The sequence below is a fragment of the Streptomyces sp. SAS_272 genome (assembly GCF_052543235.1).
Genome location: NZ_JBMNDR010000129.1, coordinates 1 through 16876 on the forward strand (window position 1 = coordinate 1; position 16876 = coordinate 16876).

The window sequence follows — 16876 nt, forward strand, 5'->3', positions numbered from 1 at the left end:
GGACTCGGGCTCCTGTTTCGTCGTGATGCAGGATCCGGAGGGCAACGAGTTCTGCGTTCACTGAGCTCAGCGCCGTCGGTCCCCTTCACAGCGCGTTTCAGCATTGTCCCTGCTCAGCCCTTCCCTCCAGAAGAGCTACACGGATGAATAGTCTGGAAGTCGGCATTGTCGGGCTCGGTGACGAATCGGCGGCTCTCCGGCTGGAGGCGCACCGGACCGAGTTGATCGGCTACTGCTATCGAATGCTGGGTTCGGTCTTCGATGCGGAAGATGCCGTGCAGGAGACCATGGTCCGAGCGTGGCGCGGCCTCGACCGGTTCGAGGAACGGTCGTCACTACGGTCGTGGATCTACCGCATCGCCACCAACGTCTGCCTCGACACACTCGTCGCCGGTAAGCGCCGGGCTCGCCCGATGGACCTCTCCGCCCCGACCGGCGGTGCCGCCTCACCAGGCCCTCCACTGGACGCCGGCCTGTGGATCGAACCGTGCCCGGCTGCTCTGGCCCACACGCCGGCCAACCCCGCAGAGGCAGCCGAAGCAGGCGAATCCGTGCGCCTGGCATTCATCGCCGCACTGCAGCACCTGCCGTCCAAGCAGCGCGCGACCCTCCTCCTACGGGAAGTCCTGGGCTTCTCGGCACCCCCCCCGCAGACGTCCCCACCTGACGTCACCGCGCCTGTGGCATCGATCGGCAGAGGACTCGCCGGAGGCGAGGAAGCGGGCAGCACCGTCTGGACCGGCAAGGGCGACGGCGACCAACCCACAGCTCTCTACAACGCGTCGACGGTCGTGACCGTGGGCGGTGATCCAACTCTCCTGACCGTGCGGGAACAAGGCGGCCGGGGCAGCCGGTGACGCACGGCAGTCAGGATGCGTTCAGGTATCCCGTGGCACGGTCGGGCCTCATGACAAACGAGACCTCACAGACGCCCACGCCCTCGGCGGCCGACCCCCAGGTGTCGCCCTCCGGTCGCCGATTGGGATGGAACAAGGTGCCTGAAGTCACCGTCTACTTCTGGGTCATCAAGGTGTTGTGCACGACGGTCGGCGAGACCGCGGCCGACCTGCTCAACGAGAAGGCCGGTCTCGGCTTGACCGGTGTGTCGGTGCTCATGAGCGCCCTGCTGGCGGTCGTCCTGGTGGTGCAGTTCCGTACCCCCGCCTACCGTGCGGGGGTGTACTGGCTCGCCGTCGCCCTGATCAGCGTCGTCGGCACGCTGATCAGCGACAATCTCACAGACAACATGGGCGTACCGCTGGAGACCAGCACCACCGTCTTCGCGGTTGTCCTGGCGGTCGTCTTCGTGGTCTGGTACCGGCGGGAGCGGACGCTGTCCATCCACCACATCGACACCACGAGCCGCGAGTCCTACTACTGGCTCGCCGTGCTGTTCACCTTCGCACTCGGAACTGCGGCCGGTGACCTGGTCTCCGAGCGCATGGACCTGGGCTACTGGCTCTCCGCGGTCTTGTTCGGCCTGGCCATCGCAGCGGTCGCCCTCGCGCACTTCAAACTCGGTCTGGACGCGGTGTGGAGCTTCTGGATCGCCTACATCCTCACCCGTCCGCTCGGCGCGTCCATCGGCGACTACCTCTCTCAGCCCAGCGGAGACGGCGGCCTGGGCCTGGGCACCGTCATCACCAGCGCGCTGTTCCTCACGGTCATCCTCGGCCTGGTCATCTACCTCTCGGTGACCCGCAGGGACGTGGCGCAGCCGCAGCACTCCGCCCGACACGCGGCCTGAGCAGGCAGGCTGCAGGCGTTCAGGAATGCGTTCAGGGTAACGCTGCCAAGGTCCGTTCCGGCGATCACTCTACGGAGTTCCTCGATCGCGCAGGGTGCCTGTTCGCGTCGCGGGCGGGCACCCTGCTGTTCGACCGCATGGGAGCCCCACCTTGCAGAAACCGGAAATGCTCACCGACCTCGACGTCGCGAGCACGACCAAGTCGGTCATGAAGAAACTCCCCGAGGTCACCCTTGCGTTCTGGATCATGAAGATCGCCGCGACCACCCTCGGCGAGACGGCCGGTGACCTCTTCGCACAGACCCTGAAACTTTGGCTACTTCCTCACCACGATCGCCCTGTTCATGCTTTTCGTGGTGGCCCTGGTCGTCCAGCTCAGGTCCAGCCGCTACAACCCGTTCTTCTACTGGACCGTGATCCTGTCGACCAGCATGGCCGGCACCACGATGTCCGACTTCATGAACCGGGACGCCGGGGCCAAGTACCTCTCGGGAGGCGCCACTTCACTCGGCTGGGGTCCGCAGGGCCTTGGCATGGGCTACCCGACCGGTGCCGGGATCCTCATCTCGATCCTGCTGGTCATCTTCGGCGTCTGGAAGAGGACCGGGATGACCTTCCAGATCTGCGACATCGTCACCTTCCGCGGCGAAGCCCTGTTCTGGTCGGCGATCCTCGTCTCCAACACCCTCGGCACCTCCATGGGCGACTTCCTCTCCGACAGCTCCGGTCTCGGCTACGCCGGCGGCGCCCTGCTCGTGACGGGCGTACTGGCCGTCCTCGTCCTGCTGATGACGGTGCCGGTCGTGCCGAACGTGCTGCTGTTCTGGATCGCCTTCGTCCTCACCCGTCCCCTGGGAGCCACCGCCGGTGACCTCCTGACCAAGCCGGTCACTAAGGGCGGCCTGGACCTCGGCACCGCGGGATCTTCCGCCGTGCTGCTGGCCGTTCTGGTCGGGCTGATGGCGTACGCGCAGGTGCAGGAGCGCAGAACACCGCAGATGACGGAGCCGGTCGCCCGGCGGGCCGGCTGAAGCACGTCATCCGGCGGGCAGGTCGACCAGGAAGCGTGCTCCGGGTGTGTGCTCGGGGTCGTGGGAGACCTCGCCGCCGACGGCGCGGGCCAGGCGCCGCGCGAGCGGCAGTCCCAGGCCCGCCCCGTCGTGCCCGTCGCCGGGGTCCGCGCGCCTGCCGGGCTGGAAGAGATCGTCGAGGAACTCCTCCGGTACGCCAGGACCGTCGTCGGTGACGTCGATGCGGACGCCGCCAGGCAACTGCCGTGCGGACACGGTCACCGTGGAGCCAGCATGGCGAACGGCATTGGCCAGCAGAGGGCTGACGATGCGTTCGAGGAGAGCGGAGGCGACGCCCGCCTCAAGCTGCTGGTCCGGTGCGTCGACGACGGTCTTGAGTTGTTCCCGTGGGTCGAGGTCCTCGGCCAGCCGCCGCAGCACGGGAGCGACAGCGGTGGCACCGACGGCCGTGGTGGTGTTCTGCGCGCCTTCGCGGGCGTCGTTCAACAGCGTGTCGCAGATGGTCCGCATGGACTGGGCGGCCTCCGCGATCACCTCGTGGGTGGCGTCGGTCTCGGCGGCCGAGCGCGGGCGGGCCCGCCACCAGTCGAGCGCGACGACGATCCGGGTGAGCGGGGTGCGCAGTTCGTGGGACAACTCCCCGGTCAGCTGCTGCTCGTGACGCAGCACGGTGCGGATGCGGTCCAGCAGTGCGTCCAACGAGGTGCCCAGGCGGGCCAGTTCGGCCGGCTGGTTCTCGGAGCCGAAACGCTGGTCGGAACCGACGGCGCTCCACTGGGTGGCCTGGTCGGTCATGGCGCGCACGGGGCGCAGCGCCCGCCCGACGGCCAGCCGCGTCAGCGCGTAGGTGCACGCGAGCATGACGGCGTCCAGGATCAGCGAGCCCGACAGCAGGGTGGCGGCGGAGTTGCGGTAAGGGGCGAGGTCCACGGCCGTGATGACGGTGGCGGTGCTGCGACGGCCGGACACGGGCTGGGAGCACAGGCGGACGAAAAACGGGGGTTGTCGGTGTGCACGGTCGCGCAGACCGGCCTGCCCCGCGCGGCGAGCCGGTCGGCGGCCCGGGTCAGCGCACTGTCGGCCGTGGCGGACGGTGGTTTCTCCAGCAGCCGTGTCCCGGTGTAGATCCACACGTTCGTGTCGAGCAGGCTGTCGTTGACGGTCTCCAGGACCCGCACTTGGGGCCCGCTGGTATCGACGGTGGTGGCGACGGCGGCGGCGCGGTTGCGTAGTTCGTCGTCGGCCTGGTGCTGGAGGTGTCGGTCCATCGCGGTGTTGAACACGACGGTCAGCACGGTCATCAGGAGTGCGGCGGTGGTCAGCGCCACGAGCGAGAGCCGACCGCGCAGCGTGCGGGGCGCCAGACGGCGCGCGAGCCGGTTCATGACAGCCGGTGCCCGATCCCGCGTGTCGTGGTGAGGCCGAGGCCGCTGCCCGCTTCGCGCAGCTTGCGGCGCAGTCGGCTCAGATACTGGTCGAGGGTGTTGTCGCTGACCTGCGCGCCGTCCGGCCAGGCGGCCCTGACCAGGTCGCGGCGGGACACGAGGGTCCCGCCTGCGGCCATCAGCGTGGCCAGCAGACGGAACTCCGTGGGAGACAGGTCGACGTGGACGTCGCCGACCTGCGCGCTGTGCCGGGTCGCGTCCAGGACTAAATCTCCGGCGGTGGCCACGGCCGCGGGTGCGGTCCGTTTGATTGCGGCCCGCAGCCGGGCGACGAGTTCGGCGAGATGGAACGGCTTGGGCAGGTAGTCGTCGGCTCCGGCGGAGAACCCGGACAGCCGGTCGGTGAGGTGATGGCGGGCCGTCAGGAAGATGATCGGGGCGGCGAACCCGCCCGCGCGCAGCGCCTGGCAGACGTCCCGGCCGTCCGCGTCGGGCAGCCCGACGTCCAGGACGATGGCCGCGATGTCGTCGGTGGCCAGCCGCAGGGCGGTTGCGCCGTCGGCAGCGGGCACGGGGTCGAAGTTTTCGTCGAGCAGGCCGCGACGCAGCACATCACGCAGGGCGTGATCGTCCTCGACGACCAGGATCTTGCGACGCATGGCCCTCCGTAGCCTCTTGGTCTGTGTCCCTCGTACTGGAGATGAACCCCTCGGGCAGCCACCAGGCGGCGGCGCACAGGCACAGTCCCAGCCAGCCGATGGCGAAGAGCCAGCCGCCGACGACGTCGGTGAACCAGTGCACCCCGAGGTAGACACGGGTGAGCCCGACCAGCGCGCCCCAGCAGCCGAAGACGAGAGCGAGCAGGATCCCGCCGCGCAGGGCGCGGATGTGCACGGCGATGACGAGCAGTCCTGCGGTGAGGGCGGCTGTGGTGGTATGGCCGGAGGGGAACGCCCACCCCGAGGCGTGCGTGGCCCACTCGACGTGGGCGGGACGGGGCCGGGCGACGAGCGCCATCACGCCGTACCGCGCCGCCTGCCCGGCGCCGAGGCAGACGAGGCAGAGCGCGGCGGCGACGGCCCGTCGGCGCACGGTGCGCCCGGCGATGATCCCCGCCAGCACGCAGAGGACGTACGGGATGGCGCCGGTTCCGGTGGCGGTCAGCCCGCGGGCCAGCGCCACCGCCACGTCCGGGCGGTGGCCGACGCACCAGGAGAGCAGGTCCTCGTCCCCGTACAGTGGCCGGCCGTCGCCGATCACGGTCATGGTCAGTACGCCGAACGCCGTCCACGCGCCCACGCCGACGCTGCCGGCCAGCTCGCGGAGGTCGCCGCGCTTCATGACGCCAGTACCAGCGGACGCAGCCGTGAGCCGGTGATCCGCCGGACCAGGGAATCCGGACGGCGGCGCAACGCGGTCATCGCGAGCGCCGCGAAGAGGGCTCCCACGACAACTCCGGCCGCGACGTCGTGCGGATAGTGCGCGCCGACCCAGACCCGCGAGACCGCCATCGCGCAGGCGGCCACGGCCGCGACGGCACCGAGCCGGCGCGAGACGAACAACATGGCAACCGCGGCTGCGGCGGCGATGGCCGCGTGATTGCTGGGGAAGGACCAGTCACCTGGTGCCGGACACGCCTCCAGGGTGGCCACGCGCAGTCTCTGACAGGGCCGGTCCTCGCGCACCACAAGTTTCAGGACCGCATCCACCCCATACGCCGCGACGACGACCACGGGAACGGCCAGTGCGATGAGCGCGGCCGTGGCGCTCACCCGCCGAGCCCGCCACCAGGCCACGGCCATCAGCGCCGCGAACACTGCCAGTCCGTACGTCGACCAGGCCGCCACGACGTCGTCCAGCCAGCCAGGGGAGCGGTGAGCGAGGTCCACTACGTCGGTGTAGGCGGAGCCGTCGATCGGCGCGCCGTCGAAGGCGAGGATCATCCGCGTGCCTCCTTCGCCCTGGCCGCGCGGCGGGAGCGGTACAGCTCGGCGGCAAGCGGAATCAATGACACGGCCACGATCACGGCGACCATGGGCAGCAGATAGCGATCCACATTCGGGACGGAGGAGCCCAGCGCGTATCCGCCCAGCGTCAGCCCCAGACTCCACACGAGACCGCCGACGACCTGCCACACGGTGAAGGTCCGCGCCGGAACACCCAGCGCACCCGCCATCGGATTCAGGACCGTGCGTACCACTGGCACGAACCGCGCGAGCACGATCGCCTTCGCATGCCCGTACCGCTCCAACAACTCCTCGGCCCGGTGCGCACCGTCATGCAGGCGCGGCGAGCGGCTGCGTGCGAGGAGAGCCCCTCCCGCTTTCCGGCCGAGCAGATAGCCGCACTGCGCACCAGCAAGGGCGCCCACGGCCGCGGCCACGAGCAGCGGGGCGAGCGACAGTTTCACACCGTGCTGGCCGCTCCCCGTGCACAGCAGCCCAGCGGTGAACAGCAGCGAGTCGCCGGGCAGGAAGAAACCGATCAGCAGCCCGGTTTCCGCGAACATCACCGCGCCGACTCCCAGCACACCGAAGGCGGCCAGCAGGGACTGCGCGCTCAGGACATTCACCGCGAGCTGTGAGGCTGCGAACAAGTGCGCGGTCATGAACGCGGCCCTCCCATACTGGATGTGCGGGCGCACACGAAGACGCCACCCGCATGACTACAATTCTGTAGACGGTCTACTGAACTGTAGACGACGATGGGGTGAGGATCGTTCCCATGACCGACGCGAAGGACGAACGCCGACCGGCCGGCGAACTGGAGGCCGCCGTCATGGCCGCCCTGTGGGCAGCCGACGCGGCTCTCACTCCGGGTGAGGTGCAGTCCGAACTCGCCTCCGACCTCGCCCGCACGACGGTGACGACGATCCTGTCCCGGCTGTACGACAAGGGTGTCGTCGACCGCCGTCAGCAGGGGCGCGGCTATGCCTACCACCCCGTGCAGGATGCCCCGGGCCTCACCGCCCGGCGCATGCACACCGAACTCGACCGCGACCGCGCCAGCGACCGCGAGACCGTCCTGGCCCGCTTCGTCGCCCAGCTCAATCCGGACGACGAACAGTTGCTGCGCCAACTGCTGGAGGCCGAGGATCGATGACGACCCTGCTGCTGATCCCGCTCCTGCTGCCCTTCGTGATGCCGCTGCTCGCCGGGCGAGCCCTCGACCGGCTGGCCCCCGTCACCGCTCTGTGGGCGCTCACCGCCGCTGGCCTGGTGCTGGCGGGTGCCTGTGTGGCCGCCCTGGGCTCCCTCGTTCTGACCGGACTGCTCAAACTGCCGCCGTTCGCGGCGCTCGGTGAACTCGTTCACCCCCTGCGCACGCCGTCGGACCACCTGGTCCTGCCCGTGGCCGCGATCGCCACCGGCCTGCTCACCATCGGCGTCTGGACCCTCGCCCGTTCGGCCCTGCGCCAGACGCGCGCCTTCCGCACCGCCCGTGCCGAGGCCGGCCGGCGGCCCGCCGCGGGCGACCTGTGTGTGGTCGACTCGCCCGAGCCGGACGCGTACGCCCTGCCCGGCCGCCCGCACCGCATCGTCGTCACCACCGCCATGCTGCGCAGCCTCGGTCCGGACGAGCGCGAGGCCCTCTTCGCCCACGAGCGAGCCCACAACCAGGGCGGCCACCACTACTTCCTGGCCGCCGCCGAACTCGCCGCCCACTGCCACCCCGCACTGCGTCCGGCACGCGCCGCCATCAGGCTGGCCGCGGAACGCGCCGCCGACGAAGCCGCCGCCACCGCCGTGGGTGATCGCCGCCTGCTGGCCCGGGCCATCGCCCGTGCCGCCCTCGCCGGCCAGACCGCGCGCTCCGCCCGCCCGGACTTCGCCCCCGCCGCGACCACCGGTCCTGTTCCCCGGCGCGTCGCGGCGCTCCTCGCCGCTCCCGCGGGACACGCTCGGCGGTCGGTGTGCTGGGCCGTCCTCCTCCTCGCCGCCTGCGCGGTCCTGTCGGCCACCGCCGCGACGACCGGCGCCCTCGCCTTCCACCATGACGTCGAGGTCGCTCAGGGCGAAGAGCCCCGCTGATCGTTCCCGTACCCGGCTGCCCCGCGGTCTTGGCCGCCCCACCCGCGGTCCTCGCCGCATTCGTGGTCGCCTTCGGCGACTCCAAGCCCGCCGACGCCCAAGAGGTGGTCGTCTCCGAGACGGTGTACGGCAACGGCTTCACCGCACCCAGACCGAGCCGGCATTCTCCGTGATCCTCTGCAGCGAGGGCCCAGGGGACGACCGTCGACCGCTCCCAGTCGGCGAAGAGCACGACGACACGGGAGGCCGCGCTGACCTCAGCGCACACACGAAGACCCCCCGGTGAGCGTCAGGGAAGTCACAGGGGTCGCCTTAGCCTGAGTTGCAACTTCCGCCCGTGCGCAGGAGGCTGTGCTCACCACTACTGACCTTGCTGGCGGGATGGGGTCTGTCAAACGAGTGGTGTAACTGGGGTAGTGAGGGTTACTGCCTGGCTGCCGAGAGGCGGCCGTCGAAGGTGATGTCGAAAGCGTTCAGTGCGGTCTTCCAGCGCATGGTCCAGCGGGCCTGGCCCTTGCCGGTGGGATCGAGGGACATGATCGCCATGTAGACGCACTTCAACGCGGCCTGCTCGTTGGGCAAGTGTCCCCGGGCTTTGACCGCTCGCCGGATGCGAGCGTTGACCGATTCGATCGCGTTGGTGGTGCAGACGATGCGCCGGATCTCAGTGTCGAACCGCAGGAAGGGGGTGAACTCCTCCCAGGCGTTCACCCACAGTTTCACGATCGCCGGATACTTCCTGCCCCAGGCAGCGGCGAACTCGGCGAATCGGTCCAGGGCGGCCTCCTCGGTCGCAGCGGTGTAGACGGGCTTGAGCAGACGCGCGATCTTGTCCCAGTCCTGGCGGGCGGTATAGCGGAAAGAGTTCCGCAGCAGAGGAGATCGAGGCGTTCGTGCCCTTGGAGTCGGTGGACCCGATCCGCATCGCGGAGGGCTACTACCTGCAGCCCGCCGGGCAGGTCGCAGCCAAGCCCTACAAGCTGCTGCGCCTGGCCCTGGCGCGGTCGGCGAAGGTCGCGGTCGCCAAGTACGCGTGGTCGGGCCGCGAGCGCCTGGGTCTGCTGCGGGTGCGCGAGGACGCGATCGTTTTGCACGGGATGGGCTGGCCGGACGAGATCCGCGACCCCGCCGAGCTGCTCCCGCCGGCGGTGGAGCTGTCCGAGGACGAGATCGAGGGCGCGCTGGCACTGATGGAGACCATGGCCCGCGAGGACCTGGCGGGGGAGGAGTTCCGCGACTCCTACACCGAGGCCGTCGCGAAGATCATCGAGGCCAAGCGGGAGGACAAGCCGCTGCCCGAGGCGCCGGAACCGAAGGAGCCAGGCGAGGTCCTGGAATGCGCCAGGAGTGGGAGCCCGAGGACCTGATCGAGGTCTGGACGCAAACGCGATGACCGGGTGGATCGATGCCACAGGCGGCCGTCGGTAGAAGGGGGCGGACCGTGGTCTCCACCCCCCGCCCCCGCATCTCCACCCGGTGACCGGCCCGGAGGCCGATGGCAGGGCCGGGCGTCGCGGCGAGGGTGGGTGCATGACAGCGAACATCGTGATCATGCAGCTGGCGCTTCTGGCCGTGCTGCTCGAGTCCGATCTCGGCCGCCGCAAGATCGGCTGGTTCCGGGTGGGACGGCCGATCGTCGGCGTCGCCGTCATCGTGCCGTTCTTCTTCACCTCGCTGCCCACCGGTGAAAACGACCTGCTGCTGCAGGGCGCCGGCGCGCTGGCCGGGGCGGCGCTCGGGCTGTTCTCGGTCTGCCCGCTGCTGGTGTCCGTCGACTACCACCCGGGTTGGCGACGCCGTTGGCCGCGCACCTCGCCCACCCCCGGCAGCCCCGCCGCGGTCAGCCGCTCGGGGGCTGGTTACGCGGCGGTCTGGATCGCCGTGACCGCCGCCCGGCTCGGCTTCGCCTACGGCGCCCAGCACGTCTTTCCGGTGGGGCTCGGCGTGTTCCTGACCAACCACCACCTGAGCGCCACCGGTCTGACGAATGGCTTCATCTTCCTGTCCGTGGGCATGAGTCTGTTCCGCAGCCTGGGGCTGTGGGTGCGAGGCCGAGCGCGCATGGCCCAGGCCGGCGCGGTCATGGGCGCCGCGCATGCGACGGGAGGTGCACGTTGATCCTCCTGCCGCTGCTCACCCTGATCGTCTGCGCTGTCCGTGCGCTGCGGGCCGCTCTTCAGGCACACCGTCCTGAGATAATCCGGACCGATGAGTATCACTAGCAGATTCAGCCCGGCCGCGGACCATCCCGGGATCGGGCTGAGCGGCATGATCCCCGACCCGCGGGCGCGTGCCGCGGCCATGCTGGTGGGGCTGGGCGTGTCGGTCTGGATCAACGTCGCCACGCTCCCCGCCGACCCGGGGGTCGTGGTACCCGTCGCCCTGGCCGTTGCCGCGCTGGCCTGGCTCGTCCTGATCGCCAGCACCCTGCTGACCGCAGGCACCCGGGGTGCGCACGTGGCCGCGCTCGCCGCGGTGATGTGCGCGGCCGGGGCGGTGCTCGCGGTCACCGACCCCAATGGGCTGATCTTCACCGGCGTGGCGGCGAGCCTGGCCGCCGTCGCGTTCGATCCGGTCGCCGCCCTCGTGCTGTCCACCGCCGGTCCCGTCGCCTACTGCCTCGCGGCGATCCCCCACGGGCCGTTTCCCGGACGCCTGTTGAGCACCGCCGCGGTGGCCCTCGCCGGACTGGTGGCCGGTGCGAGCCGACGCGAGACCGACCAGCGTGCCCGGCACAGCACGCTGGTCGCCACGGAACGCCGGCGTACCGAGCTCGCCCGGGCCGAGGCGGAACTCGCCAGTGAGCGCAACCGGCTCGGCCGCGACCTGCATGACGTGCTCGCCCACACCCTCGGCGCCCTGTCGATCCAGCTCACCGCGATCGACACCCTTGCCCGCACCGACGCACCGCGCGAGAAGCTCATCACACAGATCGAGCTTGGCCACGAGCTGGTCACCACGGGCCTGGACGAGGCACGCCAAGCCGTCCGCGCGCTGCGCGGCGAGGCCACGCCGCTGGCCGCGCAGCTCGAACGGCTCTGCGAACTCCACCAGGCAGAACTCGAACTGGACGGTAGCCGGCAGGAGCTGGACGCCGACACCACGCTCGCGCTCTACCGGCTCGCCCAGGAAGCACTGACCAACGCCGCCAAACACGCCCCCGGCACGCAGGTGAAGGTCCTGGTCGGCTTCGGTTTGCAGGACGTGACCGTACAGGTCGGCAATACCAGACCCGCCCCCGCCCCGGACGCACCCGCGGCATTGCGCGCGAGCGGCGGCGGGTTCGGGCTCCAGGGCATGAGGGAACGCATCCAGCAGGCAGGCGGTGATCTCCAGGCCGGCCCCACGTCCGATGGCGGATGGCGGGTCGCCGCACGCATCCCCTACCGACGGGACGACCTGGGCAACCTGGGGAACCTCAGCGACGGGAGCGACCGATGAGCCCCACACCGATCTCCGTGATCATCGCCGACGACCATCGGGTCGTCCGCGAGGGCCTGGCCACCATCCTCGGCGCCGTCGACGGGGTGCACGTCGCCGGATTGGCCGCGGACGGCGCGCAGGCCGTCGATCTCGCCGCCCGGCACGAGGCCGACGTGGTCCTGATGGACCTTCACATGCCCGGCACCGACGGCGTCGAGGCCACGCGCCGGCTCAAGGCCGAACGTCCGGCCACGGCCGTCGTGGTCCTCACCACCTATACCGACGACGACTCCATCCTCGCCGCACTCGAAGCCGGCGCCACCGGCTACCTGACCAAGAACGCCTCCGCCGCGGACATCCACCGCGCCATCGAGGCCGCCGCCAGCGGCCACGCCATGCTCGACCCGCTCGCCGCCGCCCGCCTGATCCACGCAAGCCGCCGCACAGACCCGGGACACACCGCGAAGAACGCAGCCCTCCCCGACGGCCTCACCGAACGCGAGGCCCAGGTGCTCGGCCTGATCGCGCAAGGCCTGTCCAACGCGGAGATCGCCGCCAGGCTGTACCTGAGCCGCTCCACGGTGAAGACCCATATCCATCAGATCTTCGCCAAGACCGGCAGCCGCGACCGCCCGCAGGCCATTGTGTACGCACATCGGCATGGGATCCGCGCCGAGGAGGATCCAGCCCAGCGGAACGGGTGACGGGCCGGGCCCTTCAGAGCTTCAAGATCAACTCATTGCCCCCTGAGGCAGCTTCGCCCGTCCAGGACACAGCTCGCCGGGTTCTTCAGGCCGCGGCGGCGAGGGGGCGCCCGCCCCAGCGGATGCCCTTCTCGCTGCGGATGCGGGCACGTTCGCGACGCTGGGCAGCGAGGACCTCGGGGTGGCGGGCGTTGGCCTTACGCCAGCGCAGATACGCGTGCAGGGCTTGGGTCTGCGCGGTGTGATTGAGGTGGTTGGAGTTGGCGACGGTGAACTGCCGCAACGGCCCGAAGTGCACCTCGATCGGGTTGGCCCAAGACGCGTAGGTCGGCGTGAAGCACAGCTCGCCCCGGTTCTTCTTCGCCCAGCGCCGGATCGTCTCGCCCTTGTGTGCGCAGACAGGTTGTCCAGGATCACGTAGATCGGAGCGCCGTCCGGGCTGGCCACCCGGGTCGACCTCAGCGCGGCCAGGGTGTTCGCGGCGCTCTTCTTCCTGCGATTGACGCCCCGCAACTTGTCGTCGCCGACCGAATAGCAGCCGTGGAAGTAGCGCACCCCGTGCATGCGGTGATAGGTCGCGGGGTGCCGCTCAGGATGTCCCTGCTCGGCCCAGCACGACCCGGCGGCGGGCCGGATACCGGGCGGCCCGAACTCGTCGAATGCGAACACCCGGTCCGGGAACTGCTCCAAGACCTGTTCGATCCGGTCGAGCTTGGCCTCGCGCTCAGGGTCGGGCGACTCCTTCCACGTCTTGGTGCGCTGGAAGGTGATGCCGCGGCGGGCGAGCAGGCACCGTAACGCTTCGCGGCCGACCGGATCACGCGGCCGTGCACTTTCCGCAGGTAGGCCGCGAGTTTGCGGATGGACCAGCGCAAGAACTGGCGGATTCTCACCAAGCTCCGTACCGACCCCGCCCGCGCGACCCGCCTCCTGCGTGCCCTACTTGTCCTGACAAATCTCGAAGTCAACCGCTGACAGGCAATCTTCTCCGCGGATCCCCGACCACAACCAGCACGAGCGTCCTGATCCCCGCAAACACCAGCTCTGTGATCAGCAGCCACGTGATGAACACTGCTGAGTAGTTGGTCCCGGGGGTTAACCCCACCACGCACGCTGGCATCAACCGCACCACCTATAGACGTGCCGGCCGGATTCTGTGGGCAGTCAGGTTCCCGAATCATCGGACAGGTACCACAGCGCCCTCAAGCCGTCGAAGGATCACTCGTGTCCCACACCCCCCGTATGAGCCGTTCCACGTACCGCGTTCTGTCCTCCCTCGCCTTGCTGGCCCTGGCCGCCGGCGGCGTCACAGCCTGCGGCGACAACGCCCCGAGCCCCACGGCCTCGTCGTCCGCCACCTCGGCCGCCTCCCCGGGATCCGCCAAGGCGGCCGAAGCCAAGCTGCACATGGTCGACAACGGTGGTCATCGTCTGGCCTTCTACGTCACACAAGGCAACGGCTCGACCATCGTCCTGGACTCGGGCGGCGGTGAGTACTCCTCGCAGTGGAAGGACATCGCTCCCAAGGTGCACGCGGCCACCGGTGCCACCGTCATCACGTACGACCGGGCCGGTCTCGGCAAGAGCGACGTGGTGAGCGGCGCGTGGAAGGTCGAGAGCGCCGTCAGTGACCTCAGGGCGGGGCTCAAGAAACTGGGCGTCACCAAGGACGTGACCCTGGTGTCCCACTCCCAGGCCGGTGAGATCGCGAATTACCTCGCCCAGGACAACCCGGAGCTGCTGTCCGGTGCGGTGCTGGTCGACGCCAACCTCCCGCAGTTCTTCACGGACGAGGAGATCCCCCGTCTCGTAGCCGGGACTCAGCCGGAGGTCGACGCGGCGAAGAAGGATCCCGAGAAGCCGGACAACCGCCAGCTCATCTCCACCGCGGAGGGTTTCGCCGCAGCACACCAGGCATTCCATAAGGTGGTGTGGCCGGACTCGGTGCCGGCGACAGTGATGGTTTCGGAGAAGACTCCGTTCGCCGGGTCTCCCGAGGACGCCCAGCGCTGGCGTGACGCCGCCGCCTCGTTCGCCCAGGAGGCACCGAACCGGACGCTCGTCACCGCCAAGGGCACTTCCCATGAGGTGCCGACGGACCGTCCCGACCTCGTGCTCAAGGAAATCGAAGCCGCGTTCGCCGCACACCACTGACCGCCGGGATCCGGTCTTCCCGCAGGTCCACAGTGGGGTCCTCCACGAATAGTCAGCAGAGCGCCTCGTGAAGCTGCTGGTCACGGCCTGGTGGTTGCGGAATTCGAGATGCTCACACTGTGGTCGCACCCGCAGGGCTGTGGCCAGTCCGTCGGTCAGCGAGCGACGGCCACCTCCTGCCCGACGGACCTCAAGCGAACGTCTGACAAATGATCTACACGATAGGCAGCCGCCCACGACCAGCGTGAGTACCCCGAAAGACTGTCACACCAGCCATTTGACCTGCGACTTCAAGTTGGCGGAGGCTCACTGCTCAGCGGCCTGCCGCACGAAGGCATGGCGATGGAAGCGAGAGCGTGATGAGTGGTGGCGCAGCGACGTGGAGTTCGCCGCGGCTCTTCGCGAGGGCCGTCCGTACGACCGGCCCCAAAAGCGGTGCCCGGTCTGCAAGGGCTGGTGGTTCACCGGCGAGGCCACGGGCGGCAACCGTAAGCGGGTAGACGCCGTGTACTGCTCATTCAAAGTGCCGTACGCGGGCTTATGGCCAGAGAGCTTCGCGTTCAGAAGGCGTCACGGTGTGACGCCTTCTTGTGACGCTTTGAGGTTTGGAAACAGGCTCATCGTGCTCGCGGCTGTACGTCTGTCAGATGACGTACGGCGCGCGGCCGCAGGTGTGCTCCTGGTGGCGCGCCGTGGGCGGGTGTTGCGGGCTGTCAGTCGGGCGGGGGAGGGTGCCGGCCACCTCATTTTGCCCCGGACAGCGGCCTGGGCCGGGCCCCTCCTCCTTGATCGCCTATGGGCCCTGCGGGGTGGGCCGCTACGGAAGCGGGACGGGCGGCAGGCCAGTGTCTGTGCGTGTGTCGGACAGGGCGATGCGGGCCGTGATGCGCTTTGCGACCGGTTCCTGCTTCATGAACAGTTCCTCGCTGACCGCCTTGACGATCTCCAGGCCGTGCTGACCGACCCTGCCGGGATCGGCGCTGCGGGCGCCGGGGACCGTGGGGTCGCTGTCCCACACGACGACGTCCACGGCGCGGGCGCTGACGCGCAGTTCCATCAGGACCGGGCCGGGAGCGTATTTGCGGGCGTTGGTGACCAGTTCGCTGACGACCAGCTGCGTGAGGTCTCTCGCGCGGGCCGTCACGGACAGGTGGTGAGCGGCGTGGGCCTGGTCGAGGAAGGCGGCGTGGTGGCGGGCGTCGGCGATGCAGCCGCCGTCCCCGGTCAGGGCGTAGCCGGCCCGCATCAGGTATTCGTCCGGCCCGCTACAGCCGCCGTCGTCGGCTTGAGATCCCACTGCCCCCGTCGTCCTCGCTTCCCGCCCGCCCGCGCCCAGTACCCGTTTCCCGCCGTGCATGTCCCTGGGGGCCGCTGCGGCAAAGCTTGCGAATTGTAGGCTCGCCCACCCGTGCATCCGCCTGCGGGGACGGGGCAGAATCGACTTCGCGGCCCCACGCCGTGGGCTTGAACGTAGGCGAGGAGACGGTGAGCCACATCGAGAATGCGGACCTGCCGGCCCGGTTTCATGCCGAGGACCGCATGGTGGAGGGGGTCCGTGTGGTCGCCCTGCGGGGCGAGATCGATCATGACGTCAAGGAGCGGCTCGGCGCAGCCCTGCGCGGCGAGCGGGGCGTCGCTCCGGAGCGGATCGTCGCGGACCTCAGCGAGGTCACCTTCATGGACTCCAGCGGCATCAACGTCTTCGTCCGCACTCACCGGCGGGTGAGCGGGTCAGGCGGATGGGTCCGCATCGCGGGGGCGCAGGAGCCCGTCCTGCACGTGCTGCAGCTGGTCGGCATAGACACCCTCATCGCCTGTCTCCCCACCGTCGAACAGGCCCTGGCCGACTGACCGAGTCAGTCCCATGGGCCGTCGGCACGGCCCGACCGCTGGAGCGCCGCCCCGAGCGCCTGCCCCACGGGCTCCGGCAGCGGCTCGCTCAGAGCCCAGCCGATCATCGCCTCGGCGACTGTGTGCAGCTTGAGGTTGGTGTGCTGCGAGACCTCCCGCAGCACCACGAACCCCGCCACAGGCGCGATCTTGTGGACCGCGACGAGAACACCGATGGCCTGATCGACCGTGGCATGGGAGCTGACCGCGTGTCGTAGCTGGGCGTTCTCCGCCTCCAGACGGGCCAGCTCCTCATCACCGTCGTCCACGGACACGGAACGCTGCACACGCTGGGGCCTCACGGCCGGCTCTCCTTTCAGGGGCAACAGTTTTCCGTACGCCTGCCCGCTCCCGAAGCCACAGAAAACCCCCTCCTCGCCACACCGGCAGAAGGAAGGCGTTCTCCACGGACTAAGAGCTCGTAACACGATCATGTGCGTGCCTTCTTGAGGCGTCTCCAGCAGATGAGGCTGCAGGCCAGGGAGACGAGGGCGTCGTGGAGTTCGGTTCG

20 protein-coding genes and 2 pseudogenes are annotated in these 16876 nt (G+C 69.6%); 12 read left to right on the plus strand and 10 right to left on the minus strand.

Going from position 1 to position 16876, the window contains the following annotated elements:
* Positions 1-143: 143 nt before the first annotated feature.
* From ACN6LD_RS39285 to ACN6LD_RS39295, 3 genes and pseudogenes are all read left to right on the plus strand, one after another.
* Positions 144-641 (plus strand): annotated as a pseudogene (locus ACN6LD_RS39285) (sigma-70 family RNA polymerase sigma factor); the annotation flags it as partial.
* A gap of 266 nt (positions 642-907) precedes the next feature.
* The gene (locus ACN6LD_RS39290) at positions 908-1747 is read left to right on the plus strand and encodes a COG4705 family protein (RefSeq protein ID WP_319195081.1); all 840 of its coding nucleotides are present in this window, start codon (positions 908-910) and stop codon (positions 1745-1747) included.
* A gap of 344 nt (positions 1748-2091) precedes the next feature.
* Positions 2092-2778: a COG4705 family protein gene (locus ACN6LD_RS39295; protein ID WP_445045647.1), complete on the plus strand. Its 687-nt coding sequence runs from the start codon at positions 2092-2094 to the stop codon at positions 2776-2778.
* A gap of 6 nt (positions 2779-2784) precedes the next feature.
* On the opposite strand, the gene ACN6LD_RS39300 is transcribed toward ACN6LD_RS39295, so the two are convergent.
* Genes ACN6LD_RS39300 through ACN6LD_RS39325 form a run of 6 tightly spaced genes read right to left on the minus strand, consistent with a single transcriptional unit; the run spans position 2785 to position 6771 of the window.
* On the minus strand, positions 2785-3708 hold the full coding sequence (locus ACN6LD_RS39300) for a sensor histidine kinase (RefSeq protein WP_445045648.1): 924 nt from the start codon (positions 3706-3708) through the stop codon (positions 2785-2787).
* The gene (locus ACN6LD_RS39305) at positions 3654-4163 is read right to left on the minus strand and encodes a hypothetical protein (RefSeq protein WP_445045649.1); all 510 of its coding nucleotides are present in this window, start codon (positions 4161-4163) and stop codon (positions 3654-3656) included. Before ACN6LD_RS39305 ends, ACN6LD_RS39300 begins: the two co-directional genes overlap by 55 nt.
* Positions 4160-4822: a response regulator transcription factor gene (locus ACN6LD_RS39310; protein WP_319195085.1), complete on the minus strand. Its 663-nt coding sequence runs from the start codon at positions 4820-4822 to the stop codon at positions 4160-4162. Before ACN6LD_RS39310 ends, ACN6LD_RS39305 begins: the two co-directional genes overlap by 4 nt.
* Positions 4776-5504 carry a phosphatase PAP2 family protein gene (locus tag ACN6LD_RS39315; protein ID WP_445045650.1) on the minus strand — a complete coding sequence of 243 codons (729 nt, stop codon included), beginning with the start codon at positions 5502-5504 and terminating at the stop codon, positions 4776-4778. Before ACN6LD_RS39315 ends, ACN6LD_RS39310 begins: the two co-directional genes overlap by 47 nt.
* Positions 5501-6106: a phosphatase PAP2 family protein gene (locus ACN6LD_RS39320; RefSeq protein WP_319195088.1), complete on the minus strand. Its 606-nt coding sequence runs from the start codon at positions 6104-6106 to the stop codon at positions 5501-5503. The genes ACN6LD_RS39315 and ACN6LD_RS39320 overlap by 4 nt, the downstream gene beginning before the upstream one ends.
* Positions 6103-6771 (minus strand): DedA family protein, encoded by a 669-nt coding sequence (locus tag ACN6LD_RS39325; protein WP_319195089.1) that lies wholly within the window; start codon positions 6769-6771, stop codon positions 6103-6105. Before ACN6LD_RS39325 ends, ACN6LD_RS39320 begins: the two co-directional genes overlap by 4 nt.
* A gap of 116 nt (positions 6772-6887) precedes the next feature.
* On the opposite strand from ACN6LD_RS39325, the gene ACN6LD_RS39330 reads away from it, so the two are divergent.
* Genes ACN6LD_RS39330 through ACN6LD_RS39340 form a run of 3 tightly spaced genes read left to right on the plus strand, consistent with a single transcriptional unit; the run spans position 6888 to position 8367 of the window.
* Positions 6888-7265 carry a BlaI/MecI/CopY family transcriptional regulator gene (locus tag ACN6LD_RS39330; protein ID WP_319195090.1) on the plus strand — a complete coding sequence of 126 codons (378 nt, stop codon included), beginning with the start codon at positions 6888-6890 and terminating at the stop codon, positions 7263-7265.
* On the plus strand, positions 7262-8194 hold the full coding sequence (locus tag ACN6LD_RS39335) for a M48 family metalloprotease (RefSeq protein WP_319195092.1): 933 nt from the start codon (positions 7262-7264) through the stop codon (positions 8192-8194). The genes ACN6LD_RS39330 and ACN6LD_RS39335 overlap by 4 nt, the downstream gene beginning before the upstream one ends.
* Before the next feature lie 29 nt (positions 8195-8223).
* The gene (locus tag ACN6LD_RS39340) at positions 8224-8367 is read left to right on the plus strand and encodes a hypothetical protein (RefSeq protein WP_319195094.1); all 144 of its coding nucleotides are present in this window, start codon (positions 8224-8226) and stop codon (positions 8365-8367) included.
* 250 nt (positions 8368-8617) lie between these two features.
* Here the strand turns inward: ACN6LD_RS39340 and ACN6LD_RS39345 are convergent.
* Positions 8618-9070 (minus strand): annotated as a pseudogene (locus ACN6LD_RS39345) (transposase); the annotation flags it as partial.
* Positions 9071-9087: 17 nt separating this feature from the next.
* Here ACN6LD_RS39345 and ACN6LD_RS39350 point away from each other — a divergent pair.
* The 4 genes from ACN6LD_RS39350 to ACN6LD_RS39365 all read left to right on the plus strand — a co-directional run bounded on the left by ACN6LD_RS39350 (position 9088) and on the right by ACN6LD_RS39365 (position 12321).
* Positions 9088-9561 (plus strand): Ku protein, encoded by a 474-nt coding sequence (locus ACN6LD_RS39350; protein ID WP_445045651.1) that lies wholly within the window; start codon positions 9088-9090, stop codon positions 9559-9561.
* Positions 9562-9724: 163 nt separating this feature from the next.
* A complete protein-coding gene (locus ACN6LD_RS39355) occupies positions 9725-10312 on the plus strand; it encodes a hypothetical protein (protein WP_319195098.1) in 588 nt (195 codons plus the stop codon).
* 90 nt (positions 10313-10402) lie between these two features.
* On the plus strand, positions 10403-11635 hold the full coding sequence (locus ACN6LD_RS39360) for a sensor histidine kinase (RefSeq protein ID WP_319195099.1): 1233 nt from the start codon (positions 10403-10405) through the stop codon (positions 11633-11635).
* Positions 11632-12321 (plus strand): response regulator transcription factor, encoded by a 690-nt coding sequence (locus ACN6LD_RS39365; RefSeq protein WP_319195101.1) that lies wholly within the window; start codon positions 11632-11634, stop codon positions 12319-12321. Before ACN6LD_RS39360 ends, ACN6LD_RS39365 begins: the two co-directional genes overlap by 4 nt.
* 85 nt (positions 12322-12406) lie before the next feature.
* On the opposite strand, the gene ACN6LD_RS39370 is transcribed toward ACN6LD_RS39365, so the two are convergent.
* Entirely contained in the window at positions 12407-12604 is a 198-nt protein-coding gene (locus tag ACN6LD_RS39370) for an integrase (protein ID WP_445045652.1), read from the minus strand.
* A 959-nt stretch (positions 12605-13563) separates the two neighbouring features.
* On the opposite strand from ACN6LD_RS39370, the gene ACN6LD_RS39375 reads away from it, so the two are divergent.
* Entirely contained in the window at positions 13564-14475 is a 912-nt protein-coding gene (locus tag ACN6LD_RS39375) for an alpha/beta fold hydrolase (protein ID WP_319195103.1), read from the plus strand.
* A gap of 817 nt (positions 14476-15292) precedes the next feature.
* Here ACN6LD_RS39375 and ACN6LD_RS39380 read toward each other — a convergent pair.
* A complete protein-coding gene (locus tag ACN6LD_RS39380) occupies positions 15293-15772 on the minus strand; it encodes an ATP-binding protein (protein ID WP_445045653.1) in 480 nt (159 codons plus the stop codon).
* Positions 15773-15960: 188 nt separating this feature from the next.
* Between ACN6LD_RS39380 and ACN6LD_RS39385 the strand changes: the two genes are divergently transcribed.
* Positions 15961-16326, plus strand: coding sequence for an STAS domain-containing protein (locus tag ACN6LD_RS39385; RefSeq protein WP_445045654.1), 366 nt, complete (start codon positions 15961-15963; stop codon positions 16324-16326).
* 5 nt (positions 16327-16331) lie between these two features.
* On the opposite strand, the gene ACN6LD_RS39390 is transcribed toward ACN6LD_RS39385, so the two are convergent.
* On the minus strand, positions 16332-16667 hold the full coding sequence (locus ACN6LD_RS39390) for an ANTAR domain-containing protein (RefSeq protein WP_445045655.1): 336 nt from the start codon (positions 16665-16667) through the stop codon (positions 16332-16334).
* Positions 16668-16876 lie beyond the last annotated feature (209 nt).

What these genes read in the sequence shown, in the direction of transcription:
- ACN6LD_RS39355 (WP_319195098.1), top strand. Translation starts at nt 9,725, where the DNA reads ATGACAGCGAACATCGTGATCATGCAGCTGGCGCTTCTGGCCGTGCTG.
- ACN6LD_RS39325 (WP_319195089.1), bottom strand. Translation starts at nt 6,771, where the DNA reads ATGACCGCGCACTTGTTCGCAGCCTCACAGCTCGCGGTGAATGTCCTG.
- ACN6LD_RS39310 (WP_319195085.1), bottom strand. Translation starts at nt 4,822, where the DNA reads ATGCGTCGCAAGATCCTGGTCGTCGAGGACGATCACGCCCTGCGTGAT.
- ACN6LD_RS39335 (WP_319195092.1), top strand. Translation starts at nt 7,262, where the DNA reads ATGACGACCCTGCTGCTGATCCCGCTCCTGCTGCCCTTCGTGATGCCG.
- ACN6LD_RS39320 (WP_319195088.1), bottom strand. Translation starts at nt 6,106, where the DNA reads ATGATCCTCGCCTTCGACGGCGCGCCGATCGACGGCTCCGCCTACACC.
- ACN6LD_RS39365 (WP_319195101.1), top strand. Translation starts at nt 11,632, where the DNA reads ATGAGCCCCACACCGATCTCCGTGATCATCGCCGACGACCATCGGGTC.
- ACN6LD_RS39330 (WP_319195090.1), top strand. Translation starts at nt 6,888, where the DNA reads ATGACCGACGCGAAGGACGAACGCCGACCGGCCGGCGAACTGGAGGCC.
- ACN6LD_RS39290 (WP_319195081.1), top strand. Translation starts at nt 908, where the DNA reads ATGACAAACGAGACCTCACAGACGCCCACGCCCTCGGCGGCCGACCCC.
- ACN6LD_RS39375 (WP_319195103.1), top strand. Translation starts at nt 13,564, where the DNA reads ATGAGCCGTTCCACGTACCGCGTTCTGTCCTCCCTCGCCTTGCTGGCC.
- ACN6LD_RS39315 (WP_445045650.1), bottom strand. Translation starts at nt 5,504, where the DNA reads ATGAAGCGCGGCGACCTCCGCGAGCTGGCCGGCAGCGTCGGCGTGGGC.
- ACN6LD_RS39295 (WP_445045647.1), top strand. Translation starts at nt 2,092, where the DNA reads ATGCTTTTCGTGGTGGCCCTGGTCGTCCAGCTCAGGTCCAGCCGCTAC.
- ACN6LD_RS39360 (WP_319195099.1), top strand. Translation starts at nt 10,403, where the DNA reads ATGAGTATCACTAGCAGATTCAGCCCGGCCGCGGACCATCCCGGGATC.
- ACN6LD_RS39305 (WP_445045649.1), bottom strand. Translation starts at nt 4,163, where the DNA reads ATGAACCGGCTCGCGCGCCGTCTGGCGCCCCGCACGCTGCGCGGTCGG.